This window comes from Neohoeflea coraliihabitans (assembly GCF_019334345.1).
Classification (GTDB): domain Bacteria; phylum Pseudomonadota; class Alphaproteobacteria; order Rhizobiales; family Rhizobiaceae; genus Pseudohoeflea; species Pseudohoeflea coraliihabitans.
Genome location: NZ_JAHWQX010000001.1, coordinates 33,046 through 50,055 on the forward strand (window position 1 = coordinate 33,046; position 17,010 = coordinate 50,055).

General features: G+C 62.8%; 15 protein-coding genes. 11 read left to right on the forward strand and 4 right to left on the reverse strand.

What is annotated here, in order from left to right; translation table 11 throughout:
• Positions 1–19: 19 nt before the first annotated feature.
• Positions 20–1,591, reverse strand: a complete 1,572-nt coding sequence (locus KY465_RS00250; RefSeq protein WP_255561364.1) for an ABC transporter substrate-binding protein — start codon at positions 1,589–1,591, stop codon at positions 20–22.
• 150 nt (positions 1,592–1,741) lie between these two features.
• On the opposite strand from KY465_RS00250, the gene KY465_RS00255 reads away from it, so the two are divergent.
• From KY465_RS00255 to KY465_RS00265, 3 genes are all read left to right on the forward strand, one after another.
• The gene (locus KY465_RS00255; protein WP_219157124.1) at positions 1,742–2,467 is read left to right on the forward strand and encodes a GntR family transcriptional regulator; all 726 of its coding nucleotides are present in this window, start codon (positions 1,742–1,744) and stop codon (positions 2,465–2,467) included.
• 359 nt (positions 2,468–2,826) lie between these two features.
• On the forward strand, positions 2,827–3,720 hold the full coding sequence (locus KY465_RS00260; RefSeq protein WP_346432599.1) for a formyltransferase family protein: 894 nt from the start codon (positions 2,827–2,829) through the stop codon (positions 3,718–3,720).
• The gene (locus KY465_RS00265) at positions 3,720–4,898 is read left to right on the forward strand and encodes a hypothetical protein (protein WP_219157130.1); all 1,179 of its coding nucleotides are present in this window, start codon (positions 3,720–3,722) and stop codon (positions 4,896–4,898) included. The genes KY465_RS00260 and KY465_RS00265 overlap by 1 nt, the downstream gene beginning before the upstream one ends.
• A 15-nt stretch (positions 4,899–4,913) precedes the next feature.
• Here KY465_RS00265 and KY465_RS00270 read toward each other — a convergent pair whose 3' ends face one another.
• Together KY465_RS00270 and KY465_RS00275 are read right to left on the reverse strand one after the other, a co-directional pair.
• The gene (locus KY465_RS00270) at positions 4,914–6,098 is read right to left on the reverse strand and encodes a Mur ligase family protein (RefSeq protein WP_219157133.1); all 1,185 of its coding nucleotides are present in this window, start codon (positions 6,096–6,098) and stop codon (positions 4,914–4,916) included.
• On the reverse strand, positions 6,095–7,207 hold the full coding sequence (locus tag KY465_RS00275) for a lysophospholipid acyltransferase family protein (protein WP_219157136.1): 1,113 nt from the start codon (positions 7,205–7,207) through the stop codon (positions 6,095–6,097). Before KY465_RS00275 ends, KY465_RS00270 begins: the two co-directional genes overlap by 4 nt.
• A 128-nt stretch (positions 7,208–7,335) precedes the next feature.
• Between KY465_RS00275 and KY465_RS00280 the strand changes: the two genes are divergently transcribed.
• From KY465_RS00280 to KY465_RS00305, 6 genes are all read left to right on the forward strand, one after another.
• Positions 7,336–8,928 (forward strand): acyl--CoA ligase, encoded by a 1,593-nt coding sequence (locus KY465_RS00280; protein WP_219157139.1) that lies wholly within the window; start codon positions 7,336–7,338, stop codon positions 8,926–8,928.
• On the forward strand, positions 8,925–10,256 hold the full coding sequence (locus KY465_RS00285) for a Mur ligase family protein (RefSeq protein WP_219157142.1): 1,332 nt from the start codon (positions 8,925–8,927) through the stop codon (positions 10,254–10,256). Before KY465_RS00280 ends, KY465_RS00285 begins: the two co-directional genes overlap by 4 nt.
• Positions 10,257–10,258: 2 nt before the next feature.
• Positions 10,259–10,996, forward strand: a complete 738-nt coding sequence (locus KY465_RS00290; RefSeq protein ID WP_219157145.1) for a glycosyltransferase family 25 protein — start codon at positions 10,259–10,261, stop codon at positions 10,994–10,996.
• A gap of 6 nt (positions 10,997–11,002) precedes the next feature.
• On the forward strand, positions 11,003–11,827 hold the full coding sequence (locus KY465_RS00295; protein WP_219157148.1) for a polysaccharide pyruvyl transferase family protein: 825 nt from the start codon (positions 11,003–11,005) through the stop codon (positions 11,825–11,827).
• A 102-nt stretch (positions 11,828–11,929) separates the two neighbouring features.
• Entirely contained in the window at positions 11,930–12,733 is an 804-nt protein-coding gene (locus KY465_RS00300; RefSeq protein WP_219157151.1) for an FkbM family methyltransferase, read from the forward strand.
• A gap of 78 nt (positions 12,734–12,811) precedes the next feature.
• Positions 12,812–14,554, forward strand: coding sequence for a tetratricopeptide repeat-containing sulfotransferase family protein (locus KY465_RS00305; RefSeq protein WP_219157154.1), 1,743 nt, complete (start codon positions 12,812–12,814; stop codon positions 14,552–14,554).
• On the opposite strand, the gene arsC is transcribed toward KY465_RS00305, so the two are convergent.
• Positions 14,551–14,919: an arsenate reductase (glutaredoxin) gene (gene arsC / locus KY465_RS00310; RefSeq protein ID WP_219157157.1), complete on the reverse strand. Its 369-nt coding sequence runs from the start codon at positions 14,917–14,919 to the stop codon at positions 14,551–14,553. The two genes, KY465_RS00305 and arsC, sit on opposite strands and share 4 nt — an antisense overlap.
• Positions 14,920–15,289: 370 nt before the next feature.
• Between arsC and KY465_RS00315 the strand changes: the two genes are divergently transcribed.
• Positions 15,290–15,769 carry a PRC-barrel domain-containing protein gene (locus tag KY465_RS00315; protein WP_219157160.1) on the forward strand — a complete coding sequence of 160 codons (480 nt, stop codon included), beginning with the start codon at positions 15,290–15,292 and terminating at the stop codon, positions 15,767–15,769.
• A gap of 184 nt (positions 15,770–15,953) precedes the next feature.
• On the forward strand, positions 15,954–17,009 hold the full coding sequence (locus KY465_RS00320; protein WP_219157163.1) for a hypothetical protein: 1,056 nt from the start codon (positions 15,954–15,956) through the stop codon (positions 17,007–17,009).
• The last annotated feature ends 1 nt before the right edge of the window (position 17,010 follow it).

Consider the following 17,010-nt stretch of genomic DNA (forward strand, 5'->3'; position numbering starts at 1 on the left):
AAGCGTTCGCCCGCCCGGCTTAGTTCTGCTCCAGCCAGACGTCATAGACCCGCGGGAAGCGAAACGGCTTGAAGCCTTCGACATTGGCGCGCGAGGCCTGCATCAGCCCCGTTTCCCCGACTTTGATGATACCGAAGAATTCGTACATCCGCTTCTGGATTTTTTCGAACACCGCCTTGCGGCCCTCTTCGCTATCGGTCGAGATCAGTTCCTGGTAGAGCGCGTCGAGCTCCTCGTCGCTGTCGCGGAAATGCGCCGCCTCGCCGGTCAGGGCCGAAATCAGCGCCGCCGGGCCGAGATACGGCTCGATGCCCATCATCAGCGTCCAGCCGTTCCAGCCTTCATCCTGCAGCCTGATCTTCAGGGCCGTCGGCCAGTCAACCTGGTTGATCACCGCATTGATGCCGATGGCCTTCAACTGCTCGCCGATGACAACGCCGGCCTTGCCATGCTCGGGGATCGTGGAATCGGTCAGGATCGAGAATTCCTCGTTGTTGTATCCGGCTTCCTCCAACAGGGCTTTGGCCCGCTCGGTGTCGGCGACATTGTAGTACTCCTTGCCGACATCGCCCGCGTCATAGGTCGAGCCCTCATACATCCAGCCATGATAGAGGTTGAACAGCCCTTCTGTTGCGATCGCCATGATCTCTTCGTTGTTCAGGGCAATCTGCACCGCCTCGCGGAATTTCGGATTGTCGCTCGGCGCTTCCTTCATGTTGAAGATGAAGGTCATGAACGCCCAGGGCATGTTCTCGTAGATTTCAATGTCGTCATTTGAAGCCAGCCGGCGGGCGGTTGGCACCGGCAATTGTTCGAGCAAATGCACCTCCCCGGTCTCGAGAGCCGCCACCGCAGCGCCGGGCTCGGGAATCACCCGGAAAGTCACCGTGTCGAGATAGGCGGTCTTCTTTCCGCCAAAGCCATCGATCCCCTCATGGTCGGTATCGGCACTGTATTCGTCGAACCGTTCCAGCTTGACGTGGCTGTCGGGAACATACTCGACGAATTTGTAGGGCCCGGTGCCGATGAACGAGATCTCGTTCGGCGCCTTGGCGGCTTCTTCTTCCGGAATGATCACCGCCGGCGCGCGCGGCGAGGCAAAGGCCTCGAGAAAGGTTGGCGTCGGTTCCTTCAGGGTCAGCGTCACCTCGAGCGGACCGGTGACCTCAATGCTGGCGATCGGCTCTAGCATCGACTGGGTGGCGCCATGTTCCTGATAGCGCTCAAGCGAAGCCTTGACGTCTTCGGCAGTCATCTCATCGCCATTGTGGAACTTGACACCCTCTCGCAGGGGAATGCGATAGGATGTCCCGTCCTCGGAAATCTCGACGGATTCGGCGAGAATCGGTATCGGGCGGATATCCTCGCTGAAGCCGAACAGCGGCTCGTAGATGTTCATGGTGATGTTGCGGGAGGCCTGCGACGAGGTCACCATCGCATCAAGGCTGGGAGGATTGGAGCTTTGCACCACGACAAGGTCGCCTCCCGCCGTCTGTGCCTGAACCGGTGCTGCGGCGAGTCCCATCAATGCCGCGGCCACCAGGCCGGTACAGAGATACCCTGCCCTCTTCAAACTGCTGGTCTTTGCCATTTCCCGTCTCCCTCTATATTTGTTGGTTATTATTCTCCGGATGCGTCATCCTGATCCGATATCCTGCCGGATCAAGCGACCGAAATTTGCATTTATCGTATAATCGTATACGATTTTTATGACCCAATCAAGGAGCGTGAGAAGAAGCAAATGCCGCCATCCCGCCCCGATACACGCAAGGGCACTTTGCCGAAGCTGCAACCGCTCGAAGCAAAAACTCTGGTTGATCAAGTCGTCGATGCCATTGTCGAGGCGACGGCGACCGGTGTTTTCTTGCCCGGCGACCGGATCGTCGAGGCGGAAGTGGCACGCTCGCTCGACGTCAGCCGCGTGCCTGTGCGCGAAGCGCTGCGCATACTCGAAAGTCAGGGGATCGTCGTCAGCAGTCGCTATCGCGGCATGCGCCTGATGGATGTCAGCGTCGATCGCCTGGAGAAGATCCTGAAAGTGCGCACGGTGCTGGAAAAGCTCGCCGCCGAAGAGGTGATGGCGGGGCTCAAGGACGATCCCGACCTTCTCGCGCCGCTCGAAGATATCGTCGACCGACTGCATGCGGCCTTGAAGCGCGAGGATTCCTACGGCGTCGCCCGCCTCGACACCGAGTTTCATCGCACGCTCTGCCGCCTGTCGGGCAACGATGTTCTGCTGCATATGTGGGAGCCGCTGGCCCGCCAGCTGACCATCATCTTCGGCTTGTCGACCTTGCAGAAGGACCTCACTGCGATCATCGAGGAGCACGACGAACTGCTTGCCCGCTTGAAAGCCGGCGATGTTGACGCGGCGATCGCGCAAGTCCAGATTCACATTCTCGATTACGCGCGCGCTCTCGATTATGAAGGGCTGGTCTCCGAACGCCGAAGCGCCCGTGACAAATAAGCGGCCGTGACGAATAAGCAGCCGTGAGAATAAAGGCGTGCCGGTCTCTGAAGGCACAAGCAAGTCTCCCTGCAAGCCGCTCACTCGTTTCGCCGCACATCCACGGTGGTTCGACCTTGCCCCCATGCCCAACCGGCCTATAAAGACGGGACGGGGCACAACATGGCCGATCCGACCGATCTTGATGTCAGGGCAGCAGCCGCTGCCGGCAAAGGGTCGTTGCGGATCCGACGCCGCGCATGCGATGACGGTTCTGATTGCCCGAAACCAGCCATACCGCCCTTGTTATCGCTGACCGCAGCTGGATCACCGCCCAGGTCCTCGCAGCCTGGTTGCGGTCGGGCAATACAATCGCCGAGGTGTGGTGCTTCGCCGCCAAGAGCCCGCTTTTGCGTCCGCCCGGCGGCCTGTTCGGGCGCCTTTACCCCGAATGGGACACCGTCCGGCTGCTCGCCCGTCACCAGATACCGGTTCGCCTCTGCCCGCCCCTTAAAACCTGGCCGGCAGCCACCGAGGCAGCGGCCGCAACCCGAGCAGATGTTTTGATAACGCTGATGACGATGCAGATTGTTCCCCCCTCGCTGCTGGCACGGTTTGGCAACCGCGGCATCAATTTTCATCCGGCGCTCCTCCCCGGTTACAAGGGACCGGCCCCGCGGGTCGGCATGCTTCTTGACGGGGCCGGCGACACATGCGGCGGCATCACCGCGCATGTCCTCACACCCGGTATCGACGAGGGACCGATCATCGCCCAGTCCGCGGTGCCCCGCTCGCCGGCCCGCGATTTCCTCGACTGGGATGCCGCGCAGGCACGTGCCGCCGCGCAGATCACATCCGGACCGCTTCTGGATTTTCTCGCCGGCCGCATTTCGGCGCGCTCGCAAATCCCGCAAACCGGCAGCTATCGCCGACTGGCGCCCGGAGAGGAGCTGATCACGCCGGAGTGGACCGTCAGGCGCGTTGAGGAGTGGTGCAGGGCCCTGCTTCACTCCGGTCGGCTGCGCTTCAGCCTGTCAGAGGACAGGCCGTTGCCAATCACGGGTTTTGACCGCTGTATCGGCCCCCCGACCGGGGCCGCGGCCCGCGTCACACGAACAACAATCGAGTGCGACGTCCGAGATGGCCGCATCCGGCTCAGGCGGCGGACGGCCGCCTCACGCGTCGCTATGTGGCCGGCCAAGGTCCGGGCCGTCCGGCGCGCCGGCAGGGCTCATCACAGCCCCGCTTCGACCAACCGATCAGGGAGCCTTTGATGCCGCCGTTCTTGAAGCTTTCGTATCAGACGCCGACCGACCCCAGCGACATCCGCGTTCGGGTGACGGGCGGCAACTCCGACATCGGCACGGTGTTTTTCCGTTCTTCGGCCTTGCCGATGACCGCCAATGGCGATGCGTTGTTCTGCCTCGGGCTGACGCTGGCCATGGAACTCGGTGCACCGGTTCGGATCAACGGTGAAGTTGAACAGGGGCTGTTGCAGAATGCCGGTCCGATCAAGGATCTGCTGCGCTCGTGGTATCCGTTCTACCGTGACATCCCGGTCAGCACCGATGGACCGACGCAACGCCACTATCCCGAGGGGCGTGGCACCGCGCTGTTTTACTCCGGCGGCATCGATTCCAGCTATTCGCTGGCCGAAGCGGCCCCGCGCCTGACCGCGCTGATCAGCCTGATCGACGCAAAGCGCCCCGGCGAAATGGCGCACGGCTCGGAGCGGCTGATTGCGTCAACGACAAGGATAGCCGAGACCTACGGCCTGACGCCGGTCTTCATCGAAACCAACGTGCGCTATGTCATTCATCCCTATCTCGGCTGGACCCTGTATCATGGCTCGGCCATGGCGGCGATCCGCCACTTGCTCGGCCGGCATTTCGACAATGTGCTGATTGCCTCGTCCGGCGACGAAACGGTCTGGGACTGCCCCTGGGGGTCGCATCCGACCCTCGATCCACTGCATGCCACCGCCGGCGCGCGCCTTGAGCACCACGGACTGGTCAGCCGCCTTGAAAAGACGCGCACGCTGCTCGAGCACCCGGCCCTGATGCGGGAGCTGCACATCTGCACGGACAGCGCCACCCACAATTGCGGCCTGTGCAAGAAATGCCGCTTCACCATGGCCTGCCTGACGGCACTCGACGCCTTTGACCAGGCGCCGACTTTCCCCAAGGATCTGCAGGATGCGCCGAACATCTTCAACCTGGGAGACGAGGCATCGCAGTCGGATCTTCGCGTGCTGCGCCGGGCGCTCGCCGAAACCGGGCGCCACCCGGGCGTGCTTGCCGATGTCGAAAAGGCGATCAGCGACTATCAGCGCGCCAAGGCGCGGCGCACCCGCTGGCACCTGCCGAATTTCAAGCGCCGCTTCTATCTCATCAAGCGGCGCGCCCGCTACTGGCGGGCAACGCACCTGCCGCGCAAGCAAATGACCGGGTAAGAAGCGGTACTGCGCTCAGCTGGACACCATAGCGCGGAAATCGGGAACAAGTTGCTCCATCTTGTCCTTGGATGACCCCTTCAGATAGATCAGTTCATCCTTCTGCGCCGTCGATTGCAGGCAGTTGGCGACATCAGCAAGGTCCTCGAACGGCATCAGGCGCTCGCCATACTGCGGGATCATACGGCGAATGCGCGCGCTGTGCGGCCCCGTGAAGATCACGCGATCGGCGACCGCCAGAGCCTGCCTCGCCGCATCCTCATACTTCTTGCGTGCCGAACCGCCATAATCCGACAGCGTTCCGATCACGATGGTCTTTCGCGAAGCCTGCGCCGTCCGCACGGTTTCGAAACCGCTCGCCAGGGACCAGACCGGAGCCTTGTAGATGTCGGCGAGAATCACCGAACCGTTGACATAGGAATGCACCGAGTCGCGCCCCGCCACGGCTTCCGCCTCCGCGATCGCCCGCGCGCACTGTTCAGCGGGAATGCCGAGCCCGCGCCCCAGGGCAAACGCCGCCAGGATGGCCGTGGCCCACCTCTCCCCGACCAGTTGCGACTGCAATTCGACAATTTGAGCTCCATCATCGATTGACAGCCGCAGCGGATCGGGAAACCGGCCCGCGCAATCGACCAGGCGGATGTCCGCCGTTGCGGCACGGCCGTAGCTGACAACCCGGGCCTTCGTCTGGGCCGCCATCGCCGCCACAAGAGGATCATCGGCGTTCAGAACCGCAAGACCGTGCGCCGGCAAGGTGCGCACGAGATTGCTCTTTTCCGCGGCCACCGCCTCCCTGCTGCGGAAATTCTTGAAATGATCGAGACCGACCGTGGTGACAATCGCCGCATCATGGGTGATGAATTTTGCCACCGGATTGATGGCCCCGGGCGAATGGCCACTGACCTCCACCACCCAATTGCGGTGCCGCGGTCTCGCCCTGTAAATGCGCTTGGCGATCGCACTGGCCGTATTGTGGCCGATGGACGCATGCGTCGGCGCCTGACTGGCGAGGATTTGCGACACCAGTCTCGACGTCGTTGTCTTGCCGGCGCTGCCCGTGACGGCAACAATACGCTCGGGCTGCATCAATCGTCGCCAGGTCGACGCCATCAGAGCCCTTCGCCAGACCCGCAGGCGGCGCAGAAATGCACGCACCGGAGCGATGCGCTGGCGCCAGGCCATCGAAAACGTCTGCCTCACTGCGCCTCCCCTTCGGCGCGATCCGCACCCGCCGGACGAGCGGCATTGCCCGCCACCGATTTGTCAGTCCGCGCGTTCACCTGGTTGCCCCAGAGACCATATTGCGACGGCGCACGCTTGATGTCCTCAAGCATGCCGTCGCGAACCCGCAGCAGGATCTCTGCCATATCGGCGCGCCGCGCATCGCCCTGGCCGCTGCCCCCCTCACGCCGATCGGCCGCAGTCCAGATCGGCCGTATCCGGATTTCGTAGTGCTCGAAGGGCTTGATCTCGAATGTCGACATCATGAACATTGCCGCCTTGCTCTTTAAGACGAAATTGGCCGGCGCCGTGGCCAGTTCGATGCAGCCAGCGGCGCCGAACGCCGCTTCGGCAAAACGCGTCCCGGCATAGATGTTGTTGGTCATCAGAACAATCTTGTTGGAGCGAAGCGCCCTTGCCACCTGCCGAGCCGCATCAACCCCGTCGCCGCGGTCGAACGAGATGCGGCCGGCCAGATACCTGTTCTCCGCGGGGAGATAACCGGGATTGATCGTCCGACGGCCGAAAGCACTGCGCGACAGGCCGTGGCTGAACACGCTGACCTGATGCGCGGCCAGTCCGGCTTCGAACAGACCACGCTTTCCCACCAGCGTCTGAGAATGAAAGCTCGTGCCCCAGATCAAGGCGCCGTGACCTTCGGCAAGCGCGCGTTTGACCTCCGCCACCCCCGTGACAGTGATATGCGGCTGCCAGTTTATGCGCGCCATCTCCGCGGCGGCGATGATCAGGCGGCGATAATTGGCGCGGCGCGAATCCTTGTACATCTGCGCTGCCTCGTCATCGCTGATGCCGAGCACCGCCTTCACCGCCAACGCGAAACTGGGATAGCGCTTGCGCAGATGCTTGCGGTAGCGCAAGTGCACCATACGCTCCACGGCACGATCCCAGTTTTCGCGCTGCTGCCAACGCACGATCCGGCCGCACGCGGCCAGCAACGCCAGCATGCGCAAATCTCCCAAAGGTATCCGGGGGATGCGCCGATCCGGTCCGCCCGGCTTGTCGCGCGTGAAGGCGGTCAAGCTTTCGCCGCGCGCCGGAGCATGCATGTGGTGGATGGCCCGTCTCATGACGTGGTTCGATCTCTTTTCTGAGCAACCGTAAGTCCGTGAATTATCACAATATCGTTTAGACAAGTAAGGGCCTGTGAGCTATATCCTGAACGCAAGGGGCATAATAGGATGCAAGAGGCTGGGCCATGCAGTCCGTGCGAACATGCGCCTTGCAGAGTGCGCCGCATCAGGTCGATGCCATTGCGATAGCCGCGCCCGACCGGTCGCCGCTGACCTATGCCGCCTTGGCACGACAGATTGACGCTGTCGTCGGCGATCTTGGCCAACGCGGCTTTGGCCCGCACAGCATCATCGCCCTGTGCCTGCCGAACGGGCCGGAGATGGCCACCGCTTTTCTCGGAATTTCGGAAATCGCCACCGCCGCGCCGCTCAATCCTGCCTATAGCGAGGAGGAGCTTGCCTTCTACCTGGACGATCTGCCGGCTGATCTTCTCATCGTGCCGGCCGGACAGATGCCGGCCGCGCGCGCTGCTGCCAGCGCCGCGAAAATTCCCATTCTCGACCTCGTCTTCGACCCGGCTGCGCCAGCCGGCACCTTCCATCTTGAAGGCGCCGTCGACTTCACTGCTCCGCCAGCTCAAGCCTCAGTGAACGGGGGGCCGGGCGCACGCAACCAGCCCGATGACATCGCTCTCATCCTGCACACCTCCGGGACCACCGGCAGACCAAAGAAGGTCGGATTGCGCCAGCGCAATCTGCAGGCATCGATTGCCTCGATCACCAACGCCCTGGCCCTGACACCGGCGGATCGCTGTCTGAACGTTATGCCGCTGTTTCATATTCACGGCCTGATCGCCGCTTTGGCGTCGACCATCGCCTCGGGCGGCACCATCATCTGCACGCCCGGCTTCAACGCAATGCGATTTGCCGGCTGGCTCGACGCCCACGATCCCACATGGTTCACCGCAGTGCCGACCATGCATCAGGCGGCGATCGAGCGTCTGGCACGCCAGCCCGAAGGATCATACAGGGGCCGGCTGCGCTTCGTGCGCTCCTCTTCGGCTGCCCTGCCGGCCCGCGTTCATGCCGAGCTTGAAGCCATGTTCGATTGTCCGGTGATCGAGGCGTATGGCATGACCGAGGCCGCGCACCAGATCAGCACCAACCCCATCGCGCCCGGTCAACAACAGCCGGCATCGGTCGGATATGCCACCGGAGCCGACGTGGCGATCATGGATTCCGATGGCAATCTCCTTCCAGCCGGCACCTCCGGCGAAATCGTTATTCGCGGCGCCAATGTGCATGATGGCTATCTGGATAATCCGGATGCCAACGCGACCGCCTTCACCAATGGCTGGTTCCGCACCGGCGACCTTGGCTGCCTGCAGCGCGATGGCCGTCTGCGGATCGAGGGGCGCCTCAAGGAAATCATCAATCGCGGTGGCGAAAAGATTGCCCCTTTGGAGATCGACGCCGTCCTGCTCCGCTACCCGCAGATTGCCCAGGCGGTGACGTTCGCCGTGCCGCATCCGCTGCTCGGCGAGGACATCGCTGCCGTCATCGTGCCGCAACCCGGTGCGGAGATTGATATCAATGAGCTTCGCGAATTCACGCGCCAACGTGTGGCCGCATTCAAGGTGCCGCGCCATATCGTGATTGGCGACCGCATTCCGACCGGCGCAACCGGAAAGGTGCAGCGAATGCTGCTGGCGGGTCAGGTGCAATGGCAATCTCCCAGCCCGCTCGAAGACAGCGCAACCACACCAGGGCCGAAATGACGGTTCCGATTCAGTCATTCAGCGACCTGCGCCGCGCTTTGGTAAAATCTGCCGAACAGCGCGTGCGTCGCGAGGCGGCGCGTTGGAAGCGGGCCCGCAGCAAGGCGAAATTTGTCTGCGTGACCGGCAGTTCCGGCAAATCGACCACCTCGACCTTGCTGGCGCACATTCTTAATCTGCATCGTCCGACGGCAAGCCAGACCATCTCCAACACCTTCCCGTGGCTGCAACGCGCCGTCCGCAAGTTGCCCGCCGATCTCGCTTTCGCCGTATTTGAAACCGGCATCGCCAAGAAGGGAGACATGGACCCGATTACCGGCCTGCTGCAGCCGGATATGGCCATCGTCACCCTGGTCACAAACGAGCATTACAGCAGTTTTCGCGGCCGGCAGGGCGTTGCCGAAGAGAAAGGCAAGCTGGTTGCCGCTGTCCGGCCCGGCGGCTGCGCCATTCTCAATGCCGATGACGATCAGGTCATCGCCATGGCCGCCCTGACCGAACAGAAGGTCATCACCTTCTCGCGCCACAAGGCCGAGGCCGACTATCTCATCCTGCCGAGGCGCCCCGGTCCTGAGGGGCTGACCCTCGAAATAAAGGGGCACGGTCGCAATCTCGAGCTTCAGACCGGCTTTCTCGCCGAGCACTTCTGGGTGCCGACGGCCGCCGCCGCCATCGCCGCGCTTGAACTTGGGGTGCCTGATGAACTGGTGGTCGAGGGCGTGGCCACCTTCCCCGGTCTGTTCGGTCGCTTCTACATGATGTCGACCCGCCGCGGTCCGCAATTCATCCTCGACACCACCAAGGCGCCCTGGGACACGCTGATCACCGCAATAGAGAGCTTTGGCCGGCTGGACAGCCCCCGTCGCAAACGCATCATCCTCGGTCATATTGCCGATTACCGCGGCAATCCGCGCCCAAAATACCGGGAAGCCTGCCAGGTCGCGCTGCGCAATGCGGACGAGGTCGTGCTGGTCGGCGACAACCAGCGTCATGCCCAGGTCAGCGAGGAGGTCACCGCCGCGGGCGCCTTCAAAGCCATCAGATCCGTGGGAGAGACCGCCGAATATCTGCGTCGGACCGCCACGCCGGACGACCTGATATTTCTCAAGAGTTCAAGCAACCTCCATCTCGAACGCCTTGCCCTCGATTGGGATCACTCGGTGCGATGCTGGGAACAGGAATGTGGCATGGCGGGAAGTTGCAAGGGTTGCGGCCTTTTTAGCCACCCTTTCTCCGAGCATCCGCAATTGCGCAAGGCGAAAAAGCGCCTCTCCGTTCCGGCCGTCTTGTCGCGGCTTTCGATCGCCCAGCAGCGGCCGCGATCCTGAAGATGCAGGCCTATATCATCCATCTGCGCAACTCGGTGAACCGCCAGCAGAATGTCCGGCATCTGCAGAACTGCCTGCCGGGGCCGACCCACATCGTCGACGCCGTGGCCGGAGCGCAATTGAACCAGGACGATATCGACGCCGTTTATCAGCGCTCACGCTTCTGGCTTCCCTACCCGTTCCGCCTGTCGCGTGCGGAGATCGCCTGTTTCCTGTCGCACCGCAAGGCCTGGCGCGCCATTGTCGAGTCCGGCGATGAGGCCGCCATCATCGTCGAGGATGACGCACAAATCGATACAGACCGCTTTCCGGAAGCTTTAAGGCTGGTGGAGACGTTCATCGGGCCGCGCGATATCGTCCGCTTTCCCCACAAATGCCGTGGGCGGGTGCCGCCGCTCCTGCTCGAGGGTCCGAGTGTATGCGGCACGCCGATCACCATCCGGCGCGAGATCTCGCCGGGGCTGGCGATGATCATGCAATGTGTCGGCCGCGATGCGGCGCGCCACCTGCTGGCGCTGACCGAGACCTTTGACCGGCCTGTTGATGTCTTTCTGCAGATGCGCTGGCTGCACAAGCTTCCCGTCTCGTCGGTGCATCCGGTCGTGGTCCGCGAGATTTCGCAAACGCTGGGCGGTTCGACCATCCAGACGCACAAGCGGCCGCTGTTTCACAAACTGGGCCGCAATCTCAGCCGGGCCGCCTATCGCAGCTGGGTTCGCACCTACAATGGACTTGTCTGACACCCGATGAAGCATCCATTGGCAAAACTGGAAAAACAGCGCCGCTACTGGCGCTGGCGCCTCGCTTCCGGCAAGCGGGTGCCCCTGTGGTGGCATGTCGGCCGACCGAATTTTGGAGACGATCTCAACCCCGACCTCTTCGAAAAGCTGGCCGGGGTACCGGTCCGGTTTCCCGCAAACCGTCTGCACCCGCATCTGCTCGGGATGGGTAGTATCCTTGGCAAATCGCTTCCCGCCTCGATCATCTGCGGCAGCGGCCTGCTTTGCCCGCCGGGCCCGGACACACGCATAGAGGGCTCAGCGGTCGCCGTGCGTGGCGAACTGTCGCGACAGGCCCTGGCACACCATGAGGATGACCTTCTGCTCGGTGACCCGGCGGTGCTGATCAGCGAGATTTTCGAGGCGCCAAAGGTGAAACACCATGCTTTCGGCTTTGTCCCGCATGTGGATAGCATCGACCGCTGGAAAACGATGGACCGGCACGGGCATCACGTCATCGATCCCTCCGGCCCGGTCTGGTCGGTTGTCCGGCAGATTGCCGCCTGCGAAACGGTTTTCTGCCAATCGCTGCACGGAATGATAACCGCCGACGCGCTTCAGATCCCGAATGTCTGGGTGGCGCCCTCCGAGACCATGCGCGGGGGCCGCTTCAAGTTCGATGACTACATGACCACCGTCGACGCGGCGAAGGAAATGGTGCCGGAAACCGCCGACCTGTTTTCCGCACCGGCCCAGTTCGCTGCCACCGTCAGCCGCTATCGCTACGACAAGACGGCTTATCGCGACCGGCTGCGCGCCGTCTTTGACGACTTCGACGAACTGGCGATCTGAGGTGCTGCCCTTGACCGCGACGCGGCTTTCTTGACACAACCGTTGTCAGAAGGACTTTGCACAAGACACAGCGGCGACCCGCTCGCGATGGAACCCTAAACATTGTTTCAGTTCAAAGGTCTCCGTCGCTACGAACATGGCGGCAAGGTAAAATTCAGCCGGCTTGTGACACGCAAGCTCCGCCTGGCAATCCACCACGCCCTCAACGGTCCTGATTTCAGCTATCACGGCATAAGGATCACCGTCCCCGACACCGTGATGTTCTCGCTCAAGCGCCAGCTGATGCGCGGAATGTATGAGGAAGCGGAGCGGGAGATTATCGCCCGCCACCTTGATCCGGACTCTCCCGTCATCGAGTTGGGCGGGTCGATCGGCGTTGTCAGTGCCTTCATCGCCTCGCGTCTTTCGCCGCGCATTCGCCATCGTATCGTCGAGGCCAACCCTGCCTTGATCGACATTTGCCGGCACAACGCCGTTAGGGCCCGCGCCGGCGAAGGCACCGATGTGGTGTGGGCAGCAGTCGCCTATGGCGCCCAGGAGGTCGCCTTTACCGCCGGAGAGAACACCCTTGGCTCGCGCGTAGCACCTGCCGGCGAAGGGGACATAACGGTTCCGACGACCACCCTCGCCGAGCAGATCGCGGCGATCAATGCCGGCGACGGCTATACCTTGATCATGGACATCGAGGCCATGGAGCTCGAAGTTCTGGCCAATGAACGCGGCGCGCTCGCCCATTGCCGCATGGCATTCATCGAATTTCATCCCGGCCTTTATGCGCAGGAGGGGCGAACCGTCGCCGAATTCTTCGCGCTTGCAGCTGAGGCCGGGTTCGAGGTTTTCGACCAGGTCGACGATGTCGTCGCCCTGCGCCGCGCCTCTGGAAATACGCCACCTCCGCCTTTATAGAAGGCACCCATGCGCATCCGGCGCGAGAGAAGGCATCCATGCGCATCCGGCGCGCTGCCCGGCCACGAGGATTAGACCATGAACCGCAAGCAACGCAGGGCAGCCCCTAATGCTGGACGCGGCTCCCCGAATGCGGGACGCGGCGCGGCGGGCCGCCCGGCTGCCGCCATCGAGGAACAGATGGTGCGCCAGGCGGGTGCGCTCTTCCAGGCCGGACGCCATGACGAATGCGCGGCCCTGTGCCAGAAGATTCTCGCCGGCGATCCGAATCATTCCGAGGCCAATCTTCTCACTGGCCTTTTGGCGCTGTCATCCGGTCATAACAGCGAGGCTTTGACTCATCTTCGCAGCGCACTGTCGGGCAATCGCAAGAACCCGGTCATCCATGCCAATCTTGGCCTCGCCTTGTCGCAAACCGGGCAGTGGCGCGAAGCACGGCAAAGTCTGCAGATCGCCATACGCCTGCAGCCGGCCTATCTCGAGGCCCACACCAACCTGGCCAATGTCGAGATGCAGCTCGGCCATCCCGACAAGGCGGTCGCGCATCATGCCAAGGCCCTGTCCTTCCGGCCTGGTGCGCCGCTGTTGCGCGCCAACCTTGCCTCGGCCCTGTTGCGCAACGGCGAAACCGAGGCGGCAGCGAACGCCTATCGCGCCCTGCTAGAAGAACACCCGGACCATGCCGAGGCGCATTTCGGTCTCGGCCTTGCCTGCCGCGAGGCCGGAGATCTGGTGGAAGCAGGCACGCATCTTCGCAAGGCTACAGTGCTTGCCCCTCCGCATGCCGAAGCCATTCTCGCCTGGGTGATGCTGGCCGATACGTTGAGCGATGCCGACATTGCCAGCATCGAAGCAGCGCGCGAGGCCACCTTGGAGGGATCGCACGATCGCATGCAGATTGATTTTGCGCTCAGCAAGATCGCCCACGACCGCGGCGACTATCACCGCGCCGCGACGACCCTTCGGGCCGCCAACACCCGCCGCCGCCAGGACCTCGATTATCAGCGTTCCGAGGTCGAGGCCGCCTTCGCGGAAACCACGCGGGTCTTCGATGCCGACTTCTTCGCCGAGCGCGCCGGCTTCGGTCATCCCGATGACACGCCGCTCTTCATCCTCGGCATGCCGCGCTCGGGCACCTCGCTGATCGAACAGATCCTTGCCAGCCATCCGCAGGTACACGGCGCCGGCGAACTGACGCTGTTGCGCGATATCGCCGGCGGTCCGCAGGGGCCGAAGGACAGCGCCACACCGCCGGCCTTCGCCGCCGCCCTGTCCAGGGGCGCCTCGGCAACCGTCGGCCGCAACTATCTGCGTCAGTTGCAGGCCCAGGCGCCTCAAGCGCGCTTCATCACCGACAAGATGCCGGGCAACTTCATGCTGATCGGCCTTATTCGTCTGATCTTGCCGAAGGCGCGGATCATCCATTGCCGCCGCGACCCGCGCGACACCTGCCTGTCGATCTACCGCACCAATTTCAGCGGCAACGGGCTGGCATTTGCCTATGATATCGACGATCTGGTCCACTATTATGGCCTGTACCAGGACCTGATGGCGCACTGGCATGCGCTGTTCGGCGACACCATCATCGAAGCCGAGTACGAGCGGCTGATCGCAGACCCGGAAACCGAGATCCGCGCCTTGCTGGCACGCTGCGACCTTCCCTTCGACAGCCAGGTCATGGCGTTTCACGAGACCCGCAGGCCGGTCCGCACCGCCAGCGCCGCCCAGGTGCGCCGACCCCTATATGCCTCCTCACGCGGCAACTGGCGCGCCTATGCCGAATATCTGCCGGAACTTGCGCGCCTGACTGCTGACCCTTAGGCGCCGCGTTCGACGCCATCAATGAGATCGAGCACCATCTCCTTCGGACGGCAGAGCCGCACGCCGTTTTCGGTGCACACGATCGGCCGGTTGACCAGCACGGGATGCGCCACCATCGCATCGAGCAAACGGTCGTCATCAACCGATTCATCCGTCAGTCCGAGCTCCTCGGCTGGCGATTTGCTGACCCGCAAGGCTTGCCGCGGCGTCAGGCCAGCTGCCGCAAAAAGGCCGAGCAGTTGCGGCCGGGTCCATCCCTCTTTCAGATATTCGATCACCACCGGCTCTATGCCGCGCTCGCGGATCAGCGCCAGGGTGTTGCGCGATGTGCCGCATTCGGGATTGTGATAAACGACGACATTCATGGCGGCTCCTTGCAGCACTGGACTTGCGTTTCAAGCGCACTATATCCCCCCGCATTGCACAATCCACACGTCGCGGGCCGTTTCGCGCGCCAAATTCACATTTTATTGATCATTTTACTCAACGCCCCCGGCTGCTCATTGTTTTCAAGCCGTTAGCCTGTCGCGAGAGTGTCACCGACGCGGTCGATATCGGTCTGAGACCGGTCTCACACACCTCCTTGTGGAACTATTCCGGCGCGGCCGGCGTTTTACTGGCAATTCCGGACCGCGGTTGCACACCGACACAGACGTCAGTTGCAATGGCAGGCAGAAAAGGCCGGATCACAAGTTTTGCAAGGAGGCGGTGCTCGGAAGAGCACCGAAATGCCGAATGAACAACGCAATCGTCAAGACCGCCTTCCGCCACGTTGCCGCCACCGTTTTTGTGGCCGGCTCGGTTCTCGCAGCTGCGTCCTCTGTCAATGCTTTCCAGCTGGAAAACGTTGTCAAGGGACCGCGCACCGCCCCGGCCACCGTGATGGCCTATGCGGACCCGAATTTCGACGCCCGCTTCGGCAGCGCGCCGGCCGGTGAAGAATCGGCTGATCACGAGCTCAACGATGCCTGGCTGGGCATGACCGTGACCGCCGAGAATGGTGAGAACCTCGGTTATGTCGTCGACGCCCTGATCGATGAGGATGGCTACATCACCGATCTGGTCATCACCGATGATCCCAATTCCGAAGTCGAGATCTATGTTCCGGCCCGTCTGGCCACCCTGACCGACACCAATGTCACTCTGGCGCTTGACGGCAATGATGTCGCAGCTCTGCGGACGGCCTATAATTCGGTTCTCGCTTCGGCCAACTGATCGCGGCGAGACGATAAAGAAATAGCCGACCTCCAGCGAAAGGAACGGACTGTCCCCCCGTGATTTTCGATCGGCTCTTACGGCCCGGTGTTCCCCGCACCGGGCCGAACCTTTTTCTGTTTCCGGCAGCACTTTTTTGCTAGCGCTACGACGATAACGCTGATGCCTGCTTTCCGGACAAGCCATGCCCTGTCACACGATCCATCGCCTGAGACACCGCGCGCCCCCGCCGTCGCGCCTGTTTGCGCTCGCCCTTGCGCTGTTGATCGTGACCGCATCCGCCGCCGCATCACGGGCGCAACCAGCGACCAGCGACGCGGCGCCGACCAGCGCCGATGAGACAGACAATCCGAGCGCGCCTATCTCGATCGGGCTGGTCGATCTCGACAGCCTGCCCGGCCTGCGGGCCTATCTGCGCAAGACCGGCTACCTCGCTCCCGACAGCGTGGTCCGCCTGTTTCGCACCGGCCCGGTCAGCAAACCGGCGGCGACCGGTCTCGCGCCGCGCGCCATCTATGCCCTGCAGTTCGAGGACCTTGCCAATTGCGGCTCGCTCGGCTGCACGCAACTGATCATTCGTCAGGAGCACGATGGGGCCTTCACGCTTTACGATGAGCGTGCCGGCGGTGATCTGCAGTTGCTTGGCGAGACCACCCGCGGCATGCATGATCTGACAAGCCGCACCAACAATGGTCTGATGATCGGCCGCTACAATGGCACCAAATATCTCTGGTCGAGACTTGCCAGCGACGAAAAGAAGGCGGCGGACCCGACCGAGCCGGCGGCGCTGCCCGCCGAGATCGCCGGACCCTGCATCGATGATCGCGCCTGGCACGGCTATGCCGCAGCTGCCGATGGCGGCGCCGCCGGCTATGGCCTGTGCCGCACCAACCGCAGCGGCAATTTTCTGCTTTTCGAATGCACCACGTCCGCGCCCGACATCGCCGTGACGGCCAACGTGACCACCGGGTCGTTGCAGGATTCCGCGCCGGTGACAATGCAGCTGACCATTGACGGCAGCACTTTCACCCTGTCCGGCACCGGCTATTACGACGTGATGACCGGCGTGGTACTGCCGCGGATCGATCCGCTGCCCATCGACACACCGCTGCTCGAGGCGCTCGCCACCGGCAGGCAAGCCAGCTACGCCCTGGCCGGTCGCCGCAAGACATTGCACCTTGATGGAGCGCCAGAGGCCATTGCCCTGATGCGTGCCGCCTGCACCCCGCCACGCGGATGAA